General features: G+C 28.0%; 22 protein-coding genes. 3 read left to right on the plus strand and 19 right to left on the minus strand.

Going from position 1 to position 23,091, the window contains the following annotated elements; translation table 11 throughout:
* Positions 1-45: 45 nt before the first annotated feature.
* Genes K0039_RS16215 through K0039_RS16225 form a run of 3 tightly spaced genes read right to left on the minus strand, consistent with a single transcriptional unit; the run spans position 46 to position 3,109 of the window.
* Positions 46-408: a DUF1667 domain-containing protein gene (locus K0039_RS16215; protein ID WP_228106115.1), complete on the minus strand. Its 363-nt coding sequence runs from the start codon at positions 406-408 to the stop codon at positions 46-48.
* Positions 405-1,640, minus strand: coding sequence for an NAD(P)/FAD-dependent oxidoreductase (locus tag K0039_RS16220; RefSeq protein WP_265589513.1), 1,236 nt, complete (start codon positions 1,638-1,640; stop codon positions 405-407). Before K0039_RS16220 ends, K0039_RS16215 begins: the two co-directional genes overlap by 4 nt.
* The gene (locus K0039_RS16225) at positions 1,640-3,109 is read right to left on the minus strand and encodes an NAD(P)/FAD-dependent oxidoreductase (protein ID WP_228106116.1); all 1,470 of its coding nucleotides are present in this window, start codon (positions 3,107-3,109) and stop codon (positions 1,640-1,642) included. Before K0039_RS16225 ends, K0039_RS16220 begins: the two co-directional genes overlap by 1 nt.
* Before the next feature lie 215 nt (positions 3,110-3,324).
* On the opposite strand from K0039_RS16225, the gene K0039_RS16230 reads away from it, so the two are divergent.
* Together K0039_RS16230 and K0039_RS16235 are read left to right on the plus strand one after the other, a co-directional pair.
* Positions 3,325-4,263, plus strand: coding sequence for an alpha/beta hydrolase (locus tag K0039_RS16230; protein ID WP_228106117.1), 939 nt, complete (start codon positions 3,325-3,327; stop codon positions 4,261-4,263).
* A gap of 146 nt (positions 4,264-4,409) precedes the next feature.
* Positions 4,410-5,351: an alpha/beta hydrolase gene (locus K0039_RS16235; protein ID WP_228106118.1), complete on the plus strand. Its 942-nt coding sequence runs from the start codon at positions 4,410-4,412 to the stop codon at positions 5,349-5,351.
* Positions 5,352-5,413: 62 nt separating this feature from the next.
* Here the strand turns inward: K0039_RS16235 and K0039_RS16240 are convergent, their stop codons facing one another.
* From K0039_RS16240 to K0039_RS16295, 12 genes are all read right to left on the minus strand, one after another.
* On the minus strand, positions 5,414-6,322 hold the full coding sequence (locus K0039_RS16240) for a hypothetical protein (RefSeq protein WP_228106119.1): 909 nt from the start codon (positions 6,320-6,322) through the stop codon (positions 5,414-5,416).
* Between the two features lie 37 nt (positions 6,323-6,359).
* Positions 6,360-7,148, minus strand: coding sequence for an HAD hydrolase family protein (locus tag K0039_RS16245; RefSeq protein ID WP_228106120.1), 789 nt, complete (start codon positions 7,146-7,148; stop codon positions 6,360-6,362).
* 1 nt (position 7,149) lies between these two features.
* Positions 7,150-8,238 carry a cysteine protease StiP family protein gene (locus K0039_RS16250; RefSeq protein WP_228106121.1) on the minus strand — a complete coding sequence of 363 codons (1,089 nt, stop codon included), beginning with the start codon at positions 8,236-8,238 and terminating at the stop codon, positions 7,150-7,152.
* 12 nt (positions 8,239-8,250) lie between these two features.
* The gene (locus K0039_RS16255; protein ID WP_228106122.1) at positions 8,251-9,444 is read right to left on the minus strand and encodes a phosphoribosyltransferase family protein; all 1,194 of its coding nucleotides are present in this window, start codon (positions 9,442-9,444) and stop codon (positions 8,251-8,253) included.
* The gene (locus K0039_RS16260; RefSeq protein ID WP_228106123.1) at positions 9,425-10,495 is read right to left on the minus strand and encodes an HpcH/HpaI aldolase/citrate lyase family protein; all 1,071 of its coding nucleotides are present in this window, start codon (positions 10,493-10,495) and stop codon (positions 9,425-9,427) included. Before K0039_RS16260 ends, K0039_RS16255 begins: the two co-directional genes overlap by 20 nt.
* Before the next feature lie 59 nt (positions 10,496-10,554).
* On the minus strand, positions 10,555-11,694 hold the full coding sequence (locus tag K0039_RS16265) for a toxic anion resistance protein (RefSeq protein WP_228106124.1): 1,140 nt from the start codon (positions 11,692-11,694) through the stop codon (positions 10,555-10,557).
* On the minus strand, positions 11,694-13,262 hold the full coding sequence (locus tag K0039_RS16270; RefSeq protein WP_228106125.1) for a YceG family protein: 1,569 nt from the start codon (positions 13,260-13,262) through the stop codon (positions 11,694-11,696). The genes K0039_RS16265 and K0039_RS16270 overlap by 1 nt, the downstream gene beginning before the upstream one ends.
* 72 nt (positions 13,263-13,334) lie before the next feature.
* Entirely contained in the window at positions 13,335-16,109 is a 2,775-nt protein-coding gene (locus K0039_RS16275) for a calcium-translocating P-type ATPase, PMCA-type (RefSeq protein WP_228106126.1), read from the minus strand.
* A gap of 3 nt (positions 16,110-16,112) precedes the next feature.
* Positions 16,113-16,742: a TerD family protein gene (locus K0039_RS16280; RefSeq protein WP_228106127.1), complete on the minus strand. Its 630-nt coding sequence runs from the start codon at positions 16,740-16,742 to the stop codon at positions 16,113-16,115.
* Positions 16,743-16,759: 17 nt separating this feature from the next.
* Positions 16,760-17,338, minus strand: coding sequence for a TerD family protein (locus K0039_RS16285; RefSeq protein WP_228106128.1), 579 nt, complete (start codon positions 17,336-17,338; stop codon positions 16,760-16,762).
* Between the two features lie 52 nt (positions 17,339-17,390).
* Positions 17,391-17,969 carry a TerD family protein gene (locus tag K0039_RS16290; RefSeq protein ID WP_228106129.1) on the minus strand — a complete coding sequence of 193 codons (579 nt, stop codon included), beginning with the start codon at positions 17,967-17,969 and terminating at the stop codon, positions 17,391-17,393.
* 137 nt (positions 17,970-18,106) lie between these two features.
* Positions 18,107-18,499 (minus strand): hypothetical protein, encoded by a 393-nt coding sequence (locus K0039_RS16295; protein WP_228106130.1) that lies wholly within the window; start codon positions 18,497-18,499, stop codon positions 18,107-18,109.
* A gap of 155 nt (positions 18,500-18,654) precedes the next feature.
* On the opposite strand from K0039_RS16295, the gene K0039_RS16300 reads away from it, so the two are divergent.
* Positions 18,655-18,882, plus strand: a complete 228-nt coding sequence (locus K0039_RS16300; RefSeq protein WP_228106131.1) for a (2Fe-2S)-binding protein — start codon at positions 18,655-18,657, stop codon at positions 18,880-18,882.
* A gap of 49 nt (positions 18,883-18,931) precedes the next feature.
* On the opposite strand, the gene K0039_RS16305 is transcribed toward K0039_RS16300, so the two are convergent.
* The 4 genes from K0039_RS16305 to K0039_RS16320 are packed head-to-tail and all read right to left on the minus strand — an operon-like array spanning position 18,932 to position 23,022.
* Complete coding sequence (locus tag K0039_RS16305; protein ID WP_228106132.1) at positions 18,932-20,299, minus strand: PTS galactitol transporter subunit IIC; 1,368 nt, start codon at positions 20,297-20,299, stop codon at positions 18,932-18,934.
* 28 nt (positions 20,300-20,327) lie between these two features.
* A complete protein-coding gene (locus K0039_RS16310; protein WP_228106133.1) occupies positions 20,328-20,774 on the minus strand; it encodes a PTS sugar transporter subunit IIA in 447 nt (148 codons plus the stop codon).
* 9 nt (positions 20,775-20,783) lie between these two features.
* Positions 20,784-21,068: a PTS sugar transporter subunit IIB gene (locus tag K0039_RS16315; RefSeq protein WP_228106134.1), complete on the minus strand. Its 285-nt coding sequence runs from the start codon at positions 21,066-21,068 to the stop codon at positions 20,784-20,786.
* Positions 21,069-21,087: 19 nt separating this feature from the next.
* Positions 21,088-23,022, minus strand: a complete 1,935-nt coding sequence (locus tag K0039_RS16320) for a BglG family transcription antiterminator (RefSeq protein WP_228106135.1) — start codon at positions 23,020-23,022, stop codon at positions 21,088-21,090.
* Between the last annotated feature and the right edge of the window lie 69 nt (positions 23,023-23,091).

The following is a 23,091-nucleotide window of genomic DNA, read 5'->3' on the forward strand; positions in this document are numbered from 1 at the left end:
AAATAGGATTCCTGGAAATTTGGGAATCCTATTTTTATCTTATTATTATACTAAATCAATATTCTTCGTAGCAATAAGATCTACATTCAAGTTTAGAATATTAGATTTTATCACATCACCTATTTTTACAGGTGCATCAACTTTAATATTTTTAACCTCATCCATAACATCAAATATCTTATTTTTGGGTATGCTGTTACTTAGTCTTACACTTACAATTTCCAAATCTCCATTTATTACTTTAACTGAAGTTGCTATATTTCTTTGAGGATTAGTTAGTTCTTGATTTACATATTCTTTTCCTTTTTTACAAGTGGCCCCTTCAATTTTAATTATTTTATTATCATCTAAATCTACCTCTATCTCACAGCCATTGGGACAAACTATACAAGTAAATATTTTTCTCATTTTACTACCACCTTCAAATCTGATTTAGATTTTATATTATCTTTATTAATTTCAATTTGAATCATTTCTGCTGGAATAGCTTTTTTCATTTTCATAGTTCTTACAATATTATCATCTTGCAATATTTCTATTACAGCGTTTTTAATAGGTTTTCTAACTCTCATAGATAAAACAAAGTCATTTTCTCCACTAATTTTTTGAGGTATTGTATGGCTTATATTCTTATCTTTTACTATATTTATTTCACACTTTGGAAGCTTGTTATTATTTATATAATTTGCTACTGATTCAGCCAGTCTTTCTCCTTCCAAAGAAACAAAGTCAACTAAGTCATGAACATGAAGAACGTTTCCTGCTACAAAAATCCCCTCTACACTTGTTTCATAATTTTCATTTACTATAGATCCCTTTGTGTTATTGTCTAACTCAACTCCAGCTTTTAAAGATAATTCATTTTCTGGAATTAAACCTACTGATAAAATTAAAGTATCACAGTCGTAATTTTTTTCTGTTCCTTCAATTATTTGCATATTTTCATCTACTTCACTTACTCTTATTCCTTCAATTCTTGATTTGCCTTTAATCTTAGTAACTGTATGACTTAAATATAAAGGAATATTATAATCATTTAAACATTGTTGAATATTTCTAGGAAGTCCACTTGCATAAGGAAGTATCTCAAATACAGCTTCCACCTTTGCCCCTTCTAAAGTCATACGTCTTGCCATTATTAAGCCTATATCACCAGAACCTAAAATAATAATTTTTTTCCCAACCATAGTATTTTGTAAATTTATATAAGATTGAGCCACACCTGCAGTATACACTCCTGCTGGTCTACTACCAGGAATACTTATGGCCCCCCTAGTTCTTTCTCTACATCCCATTGTCAAAATAACTGCCTTAGCTTCGTACTCTAGTAATCCATTTTTATTTACAGCAATTACTTTTTTATCATGAGTTAAATCTATTACAGTAGTATCCACAATACACTCAATATCTTTTTCTCTTACTTCATCAATAAATCTCTGTGCATATTCTGGTCCGCTTAAAGTTTCTTTAAATCTAGTTAATCCAAAACCATCATGAATACATTGTCGAAGAATTCCTCCTAGCTTTTTCTCTCTTTCAATTATTACTATATCTTCTATTCCACATTCTTTTAATTTTACTGCTGCAGCTAGGCCTGCTGGGCCTCCACCTATTATTATCACATCTTTTTTTATAGCCATTATACTCTCACCTTCCCAACAAACATGTTTGAATTTTTTCTACAGTAGAGTATTTCTTCTTCCTTCTTGTTCTTTTCTTCTTTAATTAAATTAGTTATTCTTGTTTGGCAGTATCCACCTTGGCATCTTCCCATCATTGCACGAGTTCTGTATTTTATTCCTGTCACAGTGTCCACTCCCAAAGGATTATTAATAGCTTCTAATATTTCAGCCTTTGTTATAGTTTCACATCTACAAATTATTTCTCCATAGTTTCCATCTCCTTCAATTAGCTTTCTTTTTATTTCTAAAGGTTGATCGTTGAAGCATGTAATTCCTTTTCTATATTTATTAAAATGTGTATTTTCTTTCAGAGATTCTTCTTGTGATAATAAACTTACTACGTATTTTGCAATAGGAACTGCACTTGTAAGCCCTGGGGATTCTATTCCTGTTAAGTTTATTAAATTTGGTATATCCTCTCTTAATTCAATTTTAAAGTCATCATATCCACCTTGATCTTTTCCTACTAATTTAGGTCTAATTCCTGAGAAGTTTCTTATAAAATGCTCTTTTTTAATATGTGGAAAAATTCTTCCTCCATCTTTTATTAATAAATTCATAACATCTTTTGTTACAGAATAATCATCTTTTTCATCTATATATTCACTACTTGGTCCAATAAACACATTACCATCAATTGAAGGCGTTAAGTGTATTCCAAGTCCTCCCGCCTTAGGGTTTGGCACTGGATATGCAGGCATATTTAAAAATTGTCCTACCTTTTGATCTAATATAAAATATTCTCCTCTACAAGGATGTATATTGTATTCTTTAATTCCCAACATTCTACCTACTTTGTCACTATTTAATCCTGCAGAGTTTATTATCCATCTAGATTTATAAGTTCCTTTATTTGTTTTAATTTCATAAATATCCTTATCTTCACATAATGCTCTTTTTATATTCAAAACTTCATTGCCTAGGAAATAATTCACCCCATTTTCAACAGCATTTTCTGCCATGGCAATGGTATAAATAAAAGGATTTAAGATTCCTGTACTTGGAGAATACAATGCAAATTCCCCTTCCACAAATGGTGATAATTCTTTAATTTTTTCTTTGTTTATAATCTCAAGGCCAGCAACATTATTTGCTTCACCTCGTTCTTTCATTTTTATTAGTTTCTCTTTATCCTCATCTGTGAAACCAACTACCAGCTTTCCACTTCTTTTAAAAGGGATATCAAGTTCATTGGCAATTTCATCAAAGTTTTGATTTCCTTCTACACAAAATTTTGCCATTAAAGAGCCTGGTTTATTATTAAATCCTGCATGCAAAACTCCAGAATTTCTTCCACTAGTTTCGCAGCATACATCCAACTCCTTCTCTAATACACAGGTACTTAATTTGTACTTTGAAAGTTCCCTCGCAATGGAACTTCCCACAACTCCGCCTCCAATAATTGCAACGTCATATGTATTCTTCACTTTATTCACCCCATTTTTAACTTATTGATATAAGTGTATCACAATTTTATTTTTAGTCTTTATAGTTTAGGTATTTTTTATATATTAGAAAAATAGCTAGTTTTAATCACAATATCAATTAAATTTATTTTGCTTGATAAAACATAGTATCATTACTACAATTAACTATATATTCAGATTGATTATTTTATAATTTCAAGGTGGGACAATATATTATGAAAAAGTTTAAAAAATTTTTATTATCAATTCTAGTTGTAATCTTAATTGCAGGTATTAGCATTGGTACTTTTGTTGGTAATCTACTTTATAATGTAGTAATAAGCGCCAATTCTCCTAAAAACGCAATTTATGCTGACTATACATATAAAAGCTCCTATGATAATGAAAACTGGTTAATAAAAAAATCTAATTATAAAGATAAATATATAACTTCTTTCGACAGCTTAAAGTTGCATTCATATGTAGTTAAACAACCTAAAAAAACATCAAAATGGGCTATTGTTGTTCATGGATACGGAGAAGAGGGAAAATTTATTAGTAGAAAAGCTCTTCACTTTTACGAGATGGGGTATAATGTTCTCATACCAGATTTAAGGGGTAATGGACAAAGCCAAGGAAGTTATATAGGAATGGGTTGGGATGATAGGATAGACATAATTGGTTGGATTAACAGTATAATAAGGGATGACAGTAAATCCGAAATAGTACTTTATGGTACATCTATGGGAGGTTCCACTGTTTTGATGACTTCTGGAGAGGATTTGCCATCCAATGTTAAAGCTACAATATCCGATTGCGCTTACACTTCTGTATATGATATTTTTGATTATGAAATAGCAAGTTACTCTAATACTTCCTCCTTTCCAATAATTGATTTTACTAATATGGTAACTTTAATAAGAGCTGGATACTCTTTAAAGAATGCCTCTGCCATTGATTCAGTAAAAAAATCAAAAACGCCTATTCTTTATCTTCATGGTGATAAAGATAAATTTGTTCCTATTTCTATGATGGATGAATTATACAACGCCACTAGCTCTGAAAAGAAAAAAATAAGTATAAAAGATGGCGAACACAGTAATTCAGATTTAGCTCAACCTGACTTTTATTGGTCAACTATTAAAAAGTATTTAAAAGAATATATTAAATCATAAATTACTTAACCTAAAAATATTGTTGAAAATTTTAATCTCAGCAATATTTTTAGGTTTTTTAGTTTCATTTACATATATTTATCATTTCAAAGTATTTATTTTTATGGTAGTATATTTTCTAGGTTTAAAACACAAGGAGATTGAATATGACTAAAAAGAAAAAAATAATAATAAGTTTAATAGTAATGATATTATTAATAACTGTTGGTGCAGGCGCTTTTATAGGAAATTACTTTTATGAATTAGCTATTAATCCACTTACATCAAAGGATATGATATTTGGTGATGATGACACTGAGGGAGAAATAGAAGAAGACGTTAATTGGCTAATAAAAGATTCAAATTATAATGATAAATATATAAATTCTTTTGATGATCTGAAGCTACATGGCTATGAAATAAAAAATAAAATTAAAACTAATAAATGGGCCATTGTAGTTCATGGTTATACTTCTAAAGGAGAAACTGTAAGTTCTAAAGCTAAACATTTTTATGAAATGGGGTATAATGTTTTAGTTCCAGATTTAAGAGCCCACGGAAAAAGTGAAGGTAATTATATTGGTATGGGTTGGTATGATAGACTTGATATAATTGACTGGATTAATAGTGTACTTAAAGATAATCCAGATTCTAAGATAATTTTACATGGCACATCTATGGGGGCTGCTACTGTTTTATCTACCTCAGGGGAAAAACTGCCTTCTAATGTTAAAGCTATAATTGCAGATTGTGGCTATACTTCAGTTTGGGATGAGTTTACTTATCAGTTAAAAGCTTTATTTAATTTACCATCTTTTCCTGTAATGGATCTTTCTAATATGGTTACAATGGTTAAAACTGGATATTCCCTTAAAGAAGCTTCTCCAATTAAACAAGTAGCTAAATCAAAAACTCCTATTCTTTATATTCACGGAGACAAAGATGATTTTGTTCCATATTATATGATGGATGAACTTTATAATGCTACAAGTTCACAAAAAAGCAAACTTACCATAAAAAATGCTGGCCATGGAAAAGCTGATTTAGTTAATCCAAGTCTTTACTGGAATACAGTAAGTGATTTTTTAGATAAATATATAAGCAAATAACAAAAGTAAAGCTCATAGTATTAAAAAAGAACTGTTATATTAATATACAACAGTTTCTTTTATTATTTATTTATACTTTCTCTTATATTCTTACCTTCATGTTGCATCTTAAACCCTGTCTCAATTTGTAGATTCATATCTTTAACAGAAATATCATCATATCCATCCCCCATAATTGTTATGGGGTAAACAATATTTTTCATTTTAGCTCCTGCCTTAATTACTTTAGGTAGATTTTTTGTGTATTCACTATGTATAACCTCAGAGTCCATGTCATCTTCTATAAGAAATTCATATTCACACTTATTATCTTTTAATTTATCCGATGATGCAATAGTAGTAAAACTGCATAAATCACTAAAACTTCTATTTTCATTAACAAGCTTTATTGGCTTTTTTCCCTCATATCTTAAGTCAAAGTCCATAACAGTACACTGTGATTCATCATCTCCAACACACAGCCCATTATCTTTTTCTATTTTATTTATAGTCATATACACTTTTTCATTACCATGAGATTTGTCATTACATTCATATAGTAAAAATTCTTTTCCAATTTTAATTGGTTCATTAAGTTTTCTGTATCCAACGGCAAATTTGTCATATATAGTGTCACCTAAAAATATAAATATACCAAATAATAGAATTCCTATAATAATTATGATTCTATTATTTTTACTCATGGTACTGTTTTTCACAAGAAAAATCAAATTAATTAGTAAATATACTGTAGTAAACAAAATTCCTATAGCATACATAGCCATGGATATAAGCCCAAGCTCTTCATTTATTACTTGCATTATTATTGCAACAATACTAAGGATAAGATTTAGTATACCTTGATTTTTTATCTTGTTAAAAAATCTTTTTTTATTTTCATGACCTGAAGAGTTTCTAGCCACAAGCCCCACTGTAAATAGTGCTATCCCAATAACTAGTTGCATAATACTCATTATTAAAATAAAATCCATTTTCCCCTCCATATACCAAACCCATAATATTTTAACTTTATAATGATATTTTTTCTAATAAATTTAAAAGTACTTCTTCTGTTCCTTTTATACCTTCTTCCATACTTCTAATAAATTCACCTTTTATATCATTAGTGTTTAAATCTCCATGTTTTAGCACATAAGCATTATCAGTTATATTTAACATACCCCTATCCATATTGGAATCACCAATAACTGCAAAACTTTCTATATTTTCAACCTTGCAAATATACTCAATTGCACTTTCTTTTGTAATTCCTTTTGGTAGCAAATATATTTTTCTGCCACTAACATAATAAATCCAATTTTTATTATTTAATATACTTATATAATTATATATGCTCATTATGTCAAATTCTTTAAAGTCTACAACAATATAAAAAAATAAATTTTCTGCTACTCTAAAATTCGTGACACCATTCATTTTTGTATATGGTTCAAATAAGTCTAACATTACATTAATAGATTCAGATGATTTTTTTATTTTTTCTACTTCTTCCTGCCAACCTAAAAGTGGTCTATTATTTTTTAATATACATCCTCCATTACTAGTAATTGCATAGTCAAAATTTATATTATATTTGTTAAAGTTAATTCTTTCAAACTGTTCTCTTGTTCTTGTTGTTGTTGGTATAAATAAAGTATTTTCATTTATTGTTTTTAAAATTTCCATTGTTTTAAAAGACACATAAGATATCTCTTTATTATCTTTTAGCTCTATACATTCATAAGAGTTTTCATTTATGTCTTTTAAAAACTTACTTGAATAAATTATGCTTCTATCTAAATCTGAAAAAATAACCATTTTATACATCCTTCATATTTTTTATTATTCCACAACAACTATATCCTTTTAAAGGAACTTCTTCTATGGGAACATTTTTTTCCTTTGCAAGAACAAATATATGATCCAAGTTTTCATCAGTCATATCTCTCACTAGTATTTTGTATGGGATTCTTCTAAGTAAAACTCTTGTAGTTTCACCTACTCCTGGTTTTATTAAGTTTATATCTTTTATACTATATCTTTTTTTTATTATTTTAACATCTTCATCAGCAAGTTTTGTTATTATATCTTCTTGCCAATTTTTTATTCCCTTTTCTATATTTTCATATTGATTTTTAAAGCAATCACAGATTGTATCAAGATATTTTATAGATTCATCATGTTCTTTTAATTCTTTGTAGTACTTTGCTCCATGAAAATCATTTTCTCCTATTATATCATTTCTAAGTACTGTTCTACTTATAAGGCCTGAAACAGTTGAATTTAAGCATGCACTTGGAATTAAGAAATCCTCCCTAACTCCATATAATCCAGAATATCCAGCAGGATCCGCAAGTACTGCTAGTGTTGCATCAAATTCCATGTTATATTTTAATTTTAAATCTTCACAGGCTTTGTCTAGTTCTTTGCAAATAGTTCCTTTTCCCGTCCATCCATCTATAAATTGAATTTTTGAATTAGGATGAACTTTTAATATATAATCAATTGCATTCATATCAATTCCTTTATCTCTTATTATTGATATAGAATAATGAGGCAGGTTCATATTATACTTTTCTTTTAAGTATCTTTTAGCTAAAATTCCTATGGGAATTCCAGCCCTTGCTAAAGATACTAAAACTACATCAAATCCATTTTTTTTCACTATTTTTTCACTCATTACTCCTACTGCAAAAGCTAATTTATCCTTTGTATCTTTTAGTTTTTCATAATATAAATTTAAATATTTTTCACTTACATTATATTCAATAGGTATCATTTCCGAGTAATGAGTCCCACTTTGAATTTTCATTTCTCTTTCTTTATTGCCTTCTTCTTTTATTAAATTAGAAATATCTTTTAATAAAAAAATCACATCATCTTTTGAATATGTGCCAAATTCCCCCATAAACTTCTCCTTTTAACAGCAAACTATATTTAATTTCTTTATTGAAGTTTGTTTAAATATATTAATTATTTCTTCAAAAACTTTTTTATCTTCATTAAGCTCTATAAATAAAAAACATTCATTATAATCTTTTTTATCTATATTGTATAAATAGTTTTTCACGTTTTTATTATAAAGACTATTTAACTCAAATTTAGATTTGATTGGATAGTCATTTTTATCAATATTAATTATTGGGCTTCTTGTTGTCGAATAATAATATATATTTCCCTGGCAGTATTTTGCAAATAACATAGGTATATACATAAATTCTTCTGTTCCTAAAAATAATACTTCAGCATTTTTATCTTCTATATTAAGTTTCTTAGATTCTCTTTTTACTGTGTCTTTTAGCTTTCTCTGTTCTATTTTATTCAGTCCAAATCTACCAGTATATTTTATATATTTTTTTTCACCAATATAATCATCCATATCTAGGTTTATATAATTTATTTGAAGATTTTCATTTTTATCTTCAACAAATTTATCATTTTTAATTTTATCGTCACTGAGATTTAAATCATTCAATTTAAATTCAAATTCACCTTTAAATAAATATACAAATTCTATAGAACAGTTTAAATCTTTCTCTAATTGTTTTATTCTTTTTAAGTTCTCGCCTTCCACCCAGTTTAATATAGAACAAATTGTATATCTTTCTTTTGGATACAATTTATGTATTTTTTTAATAAGATTTATACAAGTATTTGCCGTAGTTACTTCATCATCTACAAGTATAATTTCTTGTCCATCTTCAAGGTTTTTCATTTTATTAAAATAAAGATTATGATTAGTAGCATGAGAATGTTCCTCTAAAAAGTCTAAGCTTTCAAAGGCTTCCACATTTTCCCTAGTAGTATGTAAAAATTCATAATCATTTTCCATATAATTAAATACACTATGTCCTATGGCAGTTCCTGTCTCTGCAAAAGAGATTACAACTCCACTAGATGGATTTCTTTTTTTATTATAAGCTTTCACTATTAATTTTCCTAAGTTGTCCATGTCTTTTGCTCTGCAAGCAATATGCTTACCAAGAACTTTAGATACAAATAAAAATCTTCTTTTTTCATTATTTCTTACTGCTATTTCTAGAAAGTCCTCTAGATTTAATCCTAGTACATTTTCTTTAATTTCTAAATCACAGTTAAAATTTAAGTAAGTCATTATAGTCTATCCCCTCATTTAATACTCCATATATTTTAGATAACAAGATGATTTTTTTAGCCCATAATTGATGCGGATTAATTTCATTCATGCGCTGCCCGGATATACTTCTACTAACACCGTATTTACTTCCTGCACTTTCTAAAATCATCTTTGCATCCATATAATCTTCATAACTTACTGCACAAAGCGCTTGTACTATTGCTACTTGATTTGGATGTATTACTGTTTTTCCAACTAATCCATGGAATTTATCTAACAATATTTCTTTAATATATTCTTCTTTGATCTTTTCATTATTTATATCATAAAATTCTGATACACCACCACTAATAGGTATATCTAATTCTTCTCTAGATAAATATGTAATAATATCATTGATAAAGTTAGTACAAATGATATTTTCATATATAGAAAAATTCTTACTTCTTCTTATTCCAAAAATACCAAGAATATCCGTTATCCCCATTCTAATATTAAGTATTCTCGATTTATGTTTAACCAAAGTATTGTATAAATCTAAAAATGATTTTTCTTTACTTTCTTTATATATAAATTCTTTGCTTTCAATTATAGGTAACAAATAAATTTTATCTAGATTTATAGTATCTAGTACTCCAATACAATTTTTGATAATAATACTATTTGCTTTTGGAACAAGAATCCCTGTTAACATTTCTTTGTTTTCATGAATAATATTTTTTATTTTTTCTAGTTGTGTAGGATTTTTTATTCTAATAAAAATAAGTGGTCTTTCACTGTCTTTTATTTCTTCTTTTATATTGTTTAGTACTAAGGATAAATTTTGAATTGCTTCTTCCTCTCCATTTGTACCTATTGCATCTTCTAAACATATAGCCAAGGGTCTAGAACATTTTACATTTCCCATAATATTTTTATACATCATGTTATACTGCGTGGCTGGTATATATAAAAAAGCTCCTAGAGCATACTTCAATATATTTATATCTGTATTTTTATTAAATTCTTCTGGTTCTTTAAAAAATAGTCTCTTTCTATCTTTTTTATCTATAAAATCAAAGTATCTCAATTTTCACTCCCCCAAAAAGATAAATACAAAGAACTAACGTCCTTTGTATTTCTGTCAATTTATTTATTGTAAATTATAGATGTGTTAAGTTCTTCTAATCTCTTAGTATTATCTTTTATTGATTCTCTGTTCATAGCTTCTATTCTTAGAGTTTCTTCTATACCACTTTTAATTGTACTATGCATTTTTTCTAAAGTTTCTATTTGTATAGAACTTGAATTTGCCATTTTAGCTATTTGTATACTTTGTGATGTTACATTTTGAGCATTTCTTATAAGCAGTTCATTTGTTTTATCATCAAGAGCTTGCAAAGATTTTATTTGTAATTCTTGTTTCTTTAATAAAATTGCTTGAGATAAACATTGTTTAAATACTGGTAAAGTAACAACGAAGGCACTATTTATTTTTCTTATTAAACCGTAGTTATTATGTTGCATTCCTCTAAGCATTGGTATAGTTTGTATTGCTATATTTTCAGCTATTCTTAAATCATAAATTCTTTGATTTAGCATATCATATATTTTAGTAAGTTCTTGGAAATTAACTACATCCATTTGATTCCCACTAGTTTCTGACAAGTTTTTGAAATGAGGTAAAATTTCATTATCCATTTCTTCTATTGCCATTTCACCAGCAACTATGTACTTTTGAAGTTCTTCATAGAAATTAAAGTTTTCATTTAACATAGCCCCTAATTGCTTGTTAGATGTTTGTATTTCTCTCTCATATTTTTCTAATTCTATTTGAATTTTTTCAACTTCTCCACCTAAAGTATCATATTTTTGGAACATAAGCTCTATGGCATTACTAGCTTTTTTAAATATTTTTTGGAAGAATGATGGTTCTTTAGTTTCTTGAAAGTCATCTAAATCAAACCTATCCATTATTTTAGCTAACTGTTCTATCATTTTTGAATTTTCTTCGTTCTTATTCATTTTAATAGTATTTAGTAAACTATTTGATATTCTAGCGATTCCTTCTGCTGCTGGACGACCAAACTCAAGAATTGTATTTGGATTTTCTACTTCTATAAGAGATGTTAAAGCTTCTACTTCTCTAGATTGTCTAAGTTCTTGTTTTTTCTTATTTGTATATTCTACTATATCAAAATTTTCTTCAGTGTTATTTACTTCTGTATTATTAATAACCTGTGGTGTGTTTTTATTATCCCTAGATAAATTATTAAGATTTATTCCCATTAAAATAATCCCCTTTTACTAAATAATTTTTTAAATATACTTTTTTCCTCTTCTTCTTTTTCATCTAAATCAAATTGATAAATCATTTTATCCAGCCTATGAATATCTATTACTTTAGAAGATATTACATTTTCAATACAATTGTCTCCCCCTGGTGATAATATAATAATATCAAATCCTATTTTTGATAGTAAAAGTAATAAAAATCCAATTTCCTTATCAAATACTGTGGCTTCTTCCATATAAATAATTAACTTTGGATTAATTAAAGCATAATCAAAATTGTTTATCATATGTACAAATTTTTTATCCATGTTTAAGACTGTAAATAAACCTTTTATCCTATCTTCTCGATTTAATTCATCAATAAATACATTACTTGCTATAATTTCTTCTACTTTTTCTAAAATCATAGTTTGTTGAGGTTTGCTTAAAGTTGATATTGAATAACCTTTTTCTTGTAAAACAGATTTTTTATCTATTATTCCCTTTGAATCAAGTATAAAAGATAAGCTAAAAGCATCATTTGTAAATGGTTTAGCCAATTGTTCAAACCCATCTTTTAAATCAATCAAATTAACATATTCTCTTGGTCCTTTTAATATTCTTACAAAGTTTCGATATTCATGTTTATCATTGTATACTCCATTTATTTTAGAAAAGAATACAGACACCTCTATATAATTATTATCAAAATTAAAACCAGGTCTTAGCTTTAAAGGTTGGTTCCAATAAATAGATATTTCCTCCATAGTTGAAGTTAGTAAAACGTTTTTTATCTTTCTATCTTGTAGCTGCCACGGCTTAATAAATCCAGATTCATTTAATAACTCATTACTTATTCTTTGTGATGCCTGTGCACCTATAGTCATTGCTTTTTTTATAGATCCTTTATTTACTTTTTCTCCAAGAGCAACTCTCTCTTCAAAAGTAAGCATATCTTCCACATTTTCTTTCACAATTTCTTCTATTTTATATAAGTTTTTATTTAAAACTACTATATTGCTTGATGAGATAGGATTTAGATATAATACATCGAAACCTGCTAAATATAATATTCCTAAGAAATATGCTTCATGTTTTTTTATTTCTCCATAAAAAATAATTTTAGGTGCATCATCTTTATTTATAGTTAAGTGTTCTACATAAGTTTTTATCCATGACATAACCTTAATAATAAAATTTTCCTTAACTCTTTCATTATTAAATTGCTTTTCTTCCTCTTTTAAAACCTTATTAAATGATCTTTTTATATTGTTGTTTATTTTTTCATTTGAAATTATTCTAATGTCCATATGTTCTAAATTATTTCTATAATTACTTAATTTATTTTTGAAATAATTTATCATATCAAAATCACTAGGATTTGGCAAACTACTGCTAAATAAGGCTATATCTTTCCTATTATCAATATTATATTTTGTTTTGAAGATTTCTAAATTGTACAAATCTTCATCTTCTAATCCTATATATGAAATAAAATAATTCGTATATCCACTAGTAATTGTGTAATTTTCCCTATCTATTTGGCTGGAGAATATTTTTTCAAAGACTTTAGAATCACTCATTTTATCCTCCTCAAATTTAATTATTATTTTTAATTATCCCCATCCTTAAAAAGAATGGGGATATTATTATTTTTAAGCATTTTCAGTTGCTAGTTCTTCACTTTTCTCTGTTTTTGGGTTAAACAATCTTATTACTAATTTCACTATTTCATTAACTACTACTATTGATGCAGCAACTAGTATTATTTTTATCCATAATCCAAAACTTAATGATACAGAGTTAAAGAAGTCTTGGAATATTTGTACAAAGAAAATTTGTGCTATTCCTGTTACAGATATTATTTGCAGTGCAAGCTTATTCTTTGTGAAGTTTGGTATTATACTATCACTTCCAAATTCTCTACAGTTAAATGCATTAAATAAAGCCAAGAATGCAAATAATGAGAACATTACTGTTTCATTTTCTTCTGGCGTTACATTTAATATATTAAATGTAGATTGTGCAAGCAATAAACCTGTTATAAATAATGCATTTAAAATTATTGTTCTTATCATTGATTTAGATATTATATTAGCATTTCTGTTTACAGGTTTTCTATTTAAAACAAAATCTCTTACTGGCTCTAGTCCAAGAGCTAATGCTGGAGGTCCGTCCATTATTATATTTACCCATAATAATTGAATAGTTGTAAATGGCATCTCTTGACCTAATACTTGAGATATTATTGCTATTAAAAAAGCAACCACGTTTACTGTTAATTGGAATTGAACGAATCTTTGGAAGTTATCGTATATTCCTCTACCCCATTTTATCCCTTTAACAATTGTTGAGAAACTATCGTCAGTTAATATAATATCTGCAGCACTTTTAGAAACTTCTGTTCCAGATATCCCCATTGCTATACCAACGTCTGCTTTAGATAAAGCTGGAGCATCATTTATTCCATCTCCTGTAACCGCTACAACTTCATTGTTATATTGTAGTGCTGATACTATTCTCATTTTGCTGTCTGGTTTACTTCTAGCAACTATCGATATTGTTTTTATTTCTTCTCTTAATTCTTCATCACTTAATGTGTCAATATAAGAAGCTTCAACAGCCCTCATATTATTTTTTAATAATCCTAGTTCTTCACCAATTGATTTTGCTGTGATTATGTTGTCTCCTGTAAGCATTTTTACAGCAACACCAGCATGATTAGCTACTTTTACTGATTCTACAACGTCTGGTCTAAGTGGATCCCTTATACCTACAAATCCACTAAATACTAGATTGTTTTCTTCTAAAGATATATCTATCGTTTCATTTTCAAGTGTTAAAGCTACTTCAGCCTCTTCATCACCTGATGAAATTTGCTTATAAGCAAATCCTAAAGTTCTCATTGATTTAACTTGTAGTTTTTCTATTTCTTTTAATATATCTGTTTTTATTTCTTCAGTTATAGGTATTATGTTTTCACCTTTTTGAACAAATGTACATAAATCTAATAATACTTCTGGTGCTCCTTTTGTTAACAATAGATGAGAATCACCATTTGAAAGTAATGAGCTCATTCTTTTTGTATCTGAAGTAAATGGTTTTTGAGATGTTACATCTGCATTACTTCTTATTGGTCTATAATCTTTGTCTTTATTATATAAAAGCAGAGCACATTCTGTTGCACTACCTAAATATTTGACTTCTCCATCACTATGTTCAATATCAGCTGTGGAATTTATTAAACAGTTTTCTTCGAAGAAACTATTTATATTTCCATCATTTCCCTCTATGTATCTTCCGTCTACATATGCTACTTCTACAGTCATTCTATTTTGAGTTAATGTTCCTGTTTTATCTGAACATATTACTGAAACAGAACCTATAGTTTCACAAGCTTCTTTTTTAGTAACTAAGGCATTTATTTTAGCCATTTTTTGCATAGTTATTGCTAATGTCATATTTATCATAGTTGGCAAACCTTCTGGTACTGCTGCAACTATTAAAGCAACACATACTGTAAATGCTGTTTTAGCTGGTCCTATTGATTCTAAGAATTGCATAAATCCTGACATATCAATATTTAATGTATTGTTCATAACCATTTTAAAAATCATGAAGATAAATAGTAAACCTGCTATTGCACTAGAAACTTTGGCAATCATAGCACCAAGATTTCCAAGTTTTAATTGTAGTGGTGTTTCTTCATCTTCATCACTTAGGTTTTGAGCAATTCTACCCATTTCACTATTATCTCCAATAGACGTAACTACCATAGTTCCTCTACCATAAGCAACTAGTGTACCACCAAATACCATATTTATTTGTTTGGCAGGTATAGGCTCTTGTTCTATTATTTGACCTTTTGATTCTATTTTTTCCATTGGTATTGTAATATCAGCATTTTTAGATACATCATCAGACTCTCCTGTTAACATATCTTCTCTAACTTTTAAGTTTACGGCTTCTATAAGTCTTCCATCTGCTGGTACCATGTCTCCTGTTTCAATATAAACTATATCTCCAGGAAGTAATTCATTTTTAGGAATTTGTTGTACTTTTCCGTTTCTAAGCACTTTAACTTCTATATTTTCTGTTAATTTTGAAAGTGCCTCTGCCGCTTTTTTAGATTTGCCTTCTGTAACCATTCCTATTCCTACACCTATAGCTATGGCACATATTATACCTATAGCATCATGCGTTTCACCAACAACTGCACTTATTATTGCTGCTGCAATTAATATTACTATCATTGGCTCACTTAAAGCTTCCTTTAAGTCATCAAAGAAACTACCTTCTTCTTTTGGTGTAAATTCGTTGAAACCATATTTATTTCTTCTAGAATCAATCTCTTTGGATTCTATCCCTGTTTCTACGGTAACTGCTAGTTCTTTTAGTACTTTATCTTGTTTTTCATTAAAAAATTTCATTTTTTATACCCCATATGCACATTCTACTCTAGCTAAATTCTCTCTTATATCTCTTAAAGATGTGTCTCTAGTTCCTTCTCCTATTGCAGAGAATTTCCAAGTATCTTTGTACCTATATATTGTCCCTACTATAAGAGCTGTCTTGTCGCTATAGTCATCTGTTAAATTGTATTTTGCTATTTCTTTATTTGTATCGCTATCTACCACTCTTATAAAGGCATTTTTTATCATACCAAAATGTTGTCTTCTACTTACACAATCATAAATATTAACTACAAATAAAAGTTTATCAACGTTAGATGGGATTTTATTCAAATTCACTAAAATTTGTTCATCGTCTCCATCGCCATCTCCAGTCAAGTTATCACCTGTATGAACAATAGATTTACAAGTACTTTTTAAGTTTCCAAAATAAATTAAGTCTTTGCTATTGTTCATTTGTCCTTTTTCATTTAGCATAAAAACTGATGCATCACAATCTACATCTGCTGATCCTCCACCAAATAAACTACTTAAGAACCCTCCTCCTTTTTGAGTAACTGGGTCCCATCCAAGCCCAACTAGTAAAGAACTAAGCCCTGGATTAGATTTCTTTAAATCTATTTTTTCTCCCTTTTTCAAACTAATTGACATAAGTATTTCCCCCTATTTTATACGTTTAATCCGTAATTTTTACATAAAGCCTCTAGACCACCTTCAAATCCTGATCCTACTGCGCTAAATTTCCATTCTCCATTGTATTTGTATAATTCACATGCTACTATGGCAGTTTCTATACTAAATTCTTCTCCAAGATCATATCTTAGTATTTCTTCGTCATTTTCAGAATTTAAAACTCTTATGTATGAATTACTTACTTGCCCAAAATTTTGTCTTCTTTCTTTAGCTTCATAAATTGTTACGGCAACAGCTATTTTTTGTATATGATTAGGAATTAATTTTAAATCAACTAAGATTTCTTCATCATCTCCATCACCTTCTCCAGTTCTGTTGTCACCTAAATGTTCTACTGCTCCAGATATATGTTTTAAATTATTATAGAATACAAAATCTTCATCTCTTTCTACTCTACCTGATTCTCCTACCATGAATACACTTACATCTAAATCATAGTCGTAACCACTATCAAAGTTGTTAATATCCCATCCTAATCCTAATTTAATATTTTTTAATCCTGGATTTCCTTTTGTAAGATTAATTTTTTCTCCCTTTTTTAAAGTTATTCCCATTATATAACCTCCATGTTAACGAATACATTTTATATATCTAATAAGTATCTTTCTATAAATTAATACCAAAGTTTTTGCATAAAGCTTCTAATCCACCTTCAAATCCTGACCCTAGTGCATTAAACTTCCATTCTCCATTATGTCTATATATTTCAGCTACAACTACTGCTGTTTCTATACTAAAATCTTCTCCAAGGTCAAATTTTAATAACTCTTCATTATTGTCTTTATTAATAACTCTAATGTACGAGTTACTTACTTGCCCAAAATTTTGTCTTCTTTCCATTGCCTCATGAATTGTTACAGTAAAAGCAATCTTATTTATATTTTCTGGAACTAGTGATAAGTTTAGTAATATTTCTTCATCATCTCCATCACCTTCACCAGTTCTATTATCTCCTAAATACTCCACAGCTCCTAAAGAATGCTTTGGATTATTATAAAATATAAAATCAGTATCTTGTGTTACTTTATCATTACTTCCTAATAGAAATGCTGATGCATCTAAATCAAAGTCAAATCCACCATCATATTTATTAGTATCCCATCCTAAACCTACCATAATATTTTTTAGTCCTGGATTTCCTTTTGTTAAACTAACTTTTTGACCTTTAGCTAATGTTATTCCCATAATATCTACCCCTTTCATTCAGTAAGTAATACCAATATTATTATACCATTGGTAATAAGTTATTTGAAATAATTTAGGAATTTTTATCAGTTTTTTATATAAAAAATAATAATAAGGTAAAATAAAAATATTTTTTACTATTCCTCAACTTTTTTAAATGATTGAGATAAAATATATCCTGAAAGAGCAAAAAGTACTAAAGTTAAACTATTTAATATAGTGAAATTTAAGTATATAAAATATGAAGAAATTGATATCATAGCAAAAATGAATATTATAATAAACCTATAATTTAATAACTTCCATTTTCCATCTTTCTTGAACTCAGTATAAATATCTTTAATCCCTATCCAAAAACCTAAAATTATGTATCCCCCAAATTCTACCAACATTATTAAATAGTCATATATAGAATCATAAGAAGTTTGTTTTAAATTAATACAAATTTCACTTAACTCACCCATAGCCAATACTATTAGTACTCCTATAAGAAAATATACAGTATTAATCACCATATTTCTATTTTTCATATTATCCCTCCCATTTAATAATATTTATATAGAATATATTTATAAATGTAGCAGAAATATATATTATATGCATTTACAATTTATTTAATTTGATGTTTAAAACTATAATTGGGTATAAAATTTAATATCTATATAAACTTTAGGAGGATAAATTTATGTTCAGTAAATTAATAAAAAAATATAAGAAATTTAAAATAATAAATTCTAATAAACCTAAAAAGATTTGTTCTTGTTATAATATTTATAATTATGACATTATGGATGCTTTAAATAATGGATGTAGTGGAATAAATGATATTAGAAAAACTACAAAAGCTGGAACTGCTTGTGGAAAATGTAATGCTTCACTTGAATATGAAGTTTATAAAGCATTAAAAAAGTAAGTCTCTTATTAAAGAGACTTACTTTTTATATTCTATCAAAATGAGGAAATTAATTCGCTTGATCTAAATTATTTACTTCTTCTGTTGATTGATCTTCTTTTAATATTAATTTTCTATTCCATAACATAATTCCAACTGTTGAAGCTATTAATGCTCCTATTCCTATTGTTTTGAACTCAGTTAATTTAACTATTAACCATGGAAGTGGACTTGAACCGTAGTCAATACTTGATATCATTGTAGCTCCATTTGGTATAGCAAACTTAGCTGCTAATGCTGCTTCTGTAAATAATGGAGACATGCTTGTTCCTATTAGTAACCCGGCTCCTACAACTATAATACCTACTATAAATGCTCTGAAGAAATCTCCTCTTACAAGTGGAGTTATTAAAACAAACATAAATGGTAGTCCAGCTAATGATGCAAATGGTAAGAATTGATTACCTGGTATTACTAAAGCTAATATTAATGTTACTGGTACTAAAACTAGTGAAACCGCTAGTGTAACTGGATGACCAACACTTACTGCTGAGTCTAATCCTATGTAAAGCTTAGCTTTTCCTTCAAATTTACGTTGAATTAAAGATTGTACTGCTTCAGATACTGGCATTAAACCTTCCATTAATACTGCTGCCATTTTTGGAGTAAGCACAAGTACAGCACCCATTACTACTGCTAAATTTAAAGTATCTTTAACATTGTATTTTGCAAGTAATCCAAGTATTACACCTATTGATGTTCCTAATATTGCTGGATCTCCAAATACACCAAATTTCTTTTGTATATCATTTGCATCCAACTTTATTTTATTTATTCCTGGTATAAAGTCTAATATTTTATTTGCTAACCATGCTATTGGCACATAAGATGCTGAGAATCCATGAGGAATTGATATCCCTGGAAGCCCTAATTCTTTTTCTACCAATGGAGCAGTTCTATCCGCAAGAACCATTGTAACTATCATATTTACTGCTGACATTACTAAAGCTATTGGTAAGCTTCCTGTTAGCATATAAACTAAAGAACCAGTAAAAGCAAAATGCCAAAAATTCCATATATCTATATTTACTGTTCTAGTTGTTCTTGTAAGTAACATTACAATATTTATTATTATTCCTAAAGGTATTATTAAAACACCAACTGTTGAACCAAATGCTATTGCTGAAGCTGCTGGCCAACCAACATCAAGTACATTTAAGTTTAGCCCAAAGTTTTTAACCATTGCCTCAGCTGCTGGTCCTAAATTTTCTGTTAATATTGTTATTATTGCATTTAATCCTATAAATCCTATTCCTATTAAAAGTCCTGATTTTATAGCATTTGCTAACTTGACACCTAAGCATACTGCAAATACTGCAAATATTATTGGCATCATTACTGAAGGACCTAAGTCAACTAACCTTTGTAATATATCCATTATTACTATTCCCCCTATTTATTGTGATTTATGATATTTTGTTATTTAAAACTTCTACTATTACTGACGAGTCTTGCTCCTTATATAAACTCTCTAAAAATTCAGTTTCTCCAAATAATCCCATTAATTTTGATAATAGACTTACTTGCTCTTCCTTTTGAGTAACTAATAATACAAATGCCATATTTACATTAATATCATTATTAGTACACATTTCTTTAAATTCACATTCATTTTTTAATCTTACAAATGCTACTCCTGGCTTATTTACATGTTCTGAATCTGTATGAGGTATAGCTAAGTTATATTTTTCAGTTCCTATAGCAGTTGGATATTCTTCTTCTCTTTTTAAAATTGCATCCTTAAAAGACTCTTTTACATATCCTTTTTCTAATAGTTCATCTGCTATAGAATTTAAAAATTCATCACTAGTTTTGTAATCTGCATCTAAAAATACTAGGTCCTTGCTTAACATTCATTCCACCTACATTCCTAGTTTTGCAACTATATCATCCATTAATTTATCTACTCCTAATCCTGTTATAAAAGGTAATCCTGATACAACTGGTATATCTACACTTTGGCTAAATTGAGCTGTAGTAACAACCATATCATGTCCTGCAACTTTTCCTGGTAGTTCTGCTACTGTACATTGAGTATATGAAACTTGTCCTCCTAAGCCTCTTTTTTCAAATCCAGCTTTTAATTTTTGTATTGCCACTGTTGACGTTGCTATTCCTGCTCCACATGCTACTACTATTTTTTTCATAATCCTTATCTCCTTCTAATTAATATAATTTCTTAATATAATTTAAATCTTTTTTATTAATTATTTTTTCTACTTTATACATTTCATCAACTTGGTTGTATATGTCCAGGAATAAATTTTCATGTTCTAGAAACACATCTTTATTTATGGCTATCATCATTACTAGTTGAACTTCTGAATACACCCATTTTATTGGCTCTTCCAAAATTGCCACATAAATTCCAGGCTTTTTCACTTCTCCAACTATGGCATGAGGAATGGCAACCATATTTCCTATTTCTGTTGATGAAAGTTTTTCTCTTTCCATAAAGGAATTTTTCATTACTTCATCTATATATCCTAATTCATACATTTTATTGGACATGTATTCTACCACATCTAAGTAATTATCCTTATTTAAGTTTGATGAGAATATTTCATCTTTAAAGTATGATTTTATATCTAGTTTGTAATTTTCATTTCCTTTACTTATAAAATGATTTATTTTATTCATATCTGTATCACTTAAAATAGGTGATACATTTATAATAGGTAAGTTTTTGTACTGTAGATTAATAGTTGATATTATCAGGTCAATATCTTTAAAATCTAACTCCTCTAATTTATAAGATGGATATACTCCACAAATCTGAATTTTAGATCCAAATCTATTTGATAACTTACTTCTTAGAAGTATGGATGTTCCCATACCAGATGCACATATAACGATTACTCGAAGTCTATCTTTTCTTCCTTTTATGTTCATCCTTTCTAGAGCTCCACCAAAATGTAGTGCCAAAAATCCAACCTCATTCTCATCTACTTCTACATTCATATCTTCTTCTATAGCTTTAGCCAAGAAGTTTGCTAGCTCGTAAGCTAGTACATAGTTTTTCTTTATTTGGTCTAGCAGATTATTCCTTATTTTCATTTTGTATTGTATTCTGTGTAGGACACTTTTTAAATGAACAAGAAGACCGTTTTCCAGGATTTCATCATGAGTAAAATCTATACCTATTTGTAAGTAAATCTCTTTTAAAGACTTTCTTATAGTTTTTAGATTGTTACTATCTTCTTCATCTATGGAATAATTATCATCTTTAAATAATCTGTTTTGAGATTTTAAATGCTGATATATATACACAACCTCTGCTGTTGGAAATTCAATTTCCGTCAGCTTACATATTTGTCTACAAAGATTTAATGATGCTTCATATTCAATCTCATCTTCTGGTATATGCTTTACTTTTTCTTCATTGATAATCTTGTCATTTTTTATTCTTGTAATAGTAATAACTATATGGTTGAATAAATTATCAAATCCTAAATCAGTAATATTTAAGTCGTATTTGTTTATTACATCAATTATTATAGATTTAATACTTTCTGAAGATTTTATATCTATCATTTCTAAAATAGTTCCTGATTTTTCTTGGCCTATTTTATGCACAATATAATCAGATAAAAAATATCTAAACTTAGCTTCATCACCACTAATATAAACACCTGAGTTTCCTTTACGTGATAATTTTAAATCATAATTATGTAATATACTTTTTACAACTTTCAAATCATTTTTTAAAGTAGATAAACTTATAAATAACTCATCACATAACTCATCCTGTTTTATTGATTCTGTTTCACTGTCCACATATAGAAAAGCTAGTTTTCTAATTAGCCACTCTACTCTGTTTTCTTCCAAGGTGTATACACAATTACAATCGATTTCTCCAACTATACTTTTTAACATTTTGTAGTCATCATAGTTGTCATATTTTATCTTATATCCATGACTTCTTTTAGAAATTATTTCACAGTTATATGATTGTAAAAAGTCATTTATATCCTTTATCTCCCTTTGTACTGTTTTTGCAGATATTTGATTTATTTTTGCTAAATCATTTCCATTTATATACCCATCAGCACTTATAACTGCATTTATTATCCCTCTTTGTCTACTTGTTGCTTTTATCATTCTTATCTCCCTCATGCTTATATAATATCAATAAGTATTTTTTTTAAATAGTCTTTATATTTCTCTTAT

It is taken from the genome of Terrisporobacter mayombei, from assembly GCF_020748465.1.
Classification (GTDB): Bacteria; Bacillota; Clostridia; order Peptostreptococcales; family Peptostreptococcaceae; genus Terrisporobacter; species Terrisporobacter mayombei.

Excerpts from the sequence above, each read along its gene's own strand:
- K0039_RS16285 (WP_228106128.1), bottom strand. The coding sequence starts at position 17,338 with ATGGGAATAACTTTAAAAAAGGGAGAAAAAATTAATCTTACAAAAGGA.
- K0039_RS16250 (WP_228106121.1), bottom strand. The coding sequence starts at position 8,238 with ATGGGGGAATTTGGCACATATTCAAAAGATGATGTGATTTTTTTATTA.
- K0039_RS16295 (WP_228106130.1), bottom strand. The coding sequence starts at position 18,499 with ATGAAAAATAGAAATATGGTGATTAATACTGTATATTTTCTTATAGGA.
- K0039_RS16315 (WP_228106134.1), bottom strand. The coding sequence starts at position 21,068 with ATGAAAAAAATAGTAGTAGCATGTGGAGCAGGAATAGCAACGTCAACA.
- K0039_RS16255 (WP_228106122.1), bottom strand. The coding sequence starts at position 9,444 with ATGACTTACTTAAATTTTAACTGTGATTTAGAAATTAAAGAAAATGTA.
- K0039_RS16290 (WP_228106129.1), bottom strand. The coding sequence starts at position 17,969 with ATGGGAATAACATTAGCTAAAGGTCAAAAAGTTAGTTTAACAAAAGGA.
- K0039_RS16310 (WP_228106133.1), bottom strand. The coding sequence starts at position 20,774 with ATGTTAAGCAAGGACCTAGTATTTTTAGATGCAGATTACAAAACTAGT.
- K0039_RS16240 (WP_228106119.1), bottom strand. The coding sequence starts at position 6,322 with ATGGATTTTATTTTAATAATGAGTATTATGCAACTAGTTATTGGGATA.
- K0039_RS16300 (WP_228106131.1), top strand. The coding sequence starts at position 18,655 with ATGTTCAGTAAATTAATAAAAAAATATAAGAAATTTAAAATAATAAAT.
- K0039_RS16220 (WP_265589513.1), bottom strand. The coding sequence starts at position 1,640 with ATGGCTATAAAAAAAGATGTGATAATAATAGGTGGAGGCCCAGCAGGC.
- K0039_RS16215 (WP_228106115.1), bottom strand. The coding sequence starts at position 408 with ATGAGAAAAATATTTACTTGTATAGTTTGTCCCAATGGCTGTGAGATA.
- K0039_RS16280 (WP_228106127.1), bottom strand. The coding sequence starts at position 16,742 with ATGTCAATTAGTTTGAAAAAGGGAGAAAAAATAGATTTAAAGAAATCT.
- K0039_RS16235 (WP_228106118.1), top strand. The coding sequence starts at position 4,410 with ATGACTAAAAAGAAAAAAATAATAATAAGTTTAATAGTAATGATATTA.
- K0039_RS16320 (WP_228106135.1), bottom strand. The coding sequence starts at position 23,022 with ATGATAAAAGCAACAAGTAGACAAAGAGGGATAATAAATGCAGTTATA.
- K0039_RS16275 (WP_228106126.1), bottom strand. The coding sequence starts at position 16,109 with ATGAAATTTTTTAATGAAAAACAAGATAAAGTACTAAAAGAACTAGCA.
- K0039_RS16270 (WP_228106125.1), bottom strand. The coding sequence starts at position 13,262 with ATGAGTGATTCTAAAGTCTTTGAAAAAATATTCTCCAGCCAAATAGAT.
- K0039_RS16245 (WP_228106120.1), bottom strand. The coding sequence starts at position 7,148 with ATGGTTATTTTTTCAGATTTAGATAGAAGCATAATTTATTCAAGTAAG.
- K0039_RS16230 (WP_228106117.1), top strand. The coding sequence starts at position 3,325 with ATGAAAAAGTTTAAAAAATTTTTATTATCAATTCTAGTTGTAATCTTA.
- K0039_RS16305 (WP_228106132.1), bottom strand. The coding sequence starts at position 20,299 with ATGGATATATTACAAAGGTTAGTTGACTTAGGTCCTTCAGTAATGATG.
- K0039_RS16265 (WP_228106124.1), bottom strand. The coding sequence starts at position 11,694 with ATGGGAATAAATCTTAATAATTTATCTAGGGATAATAAAAACACACCA.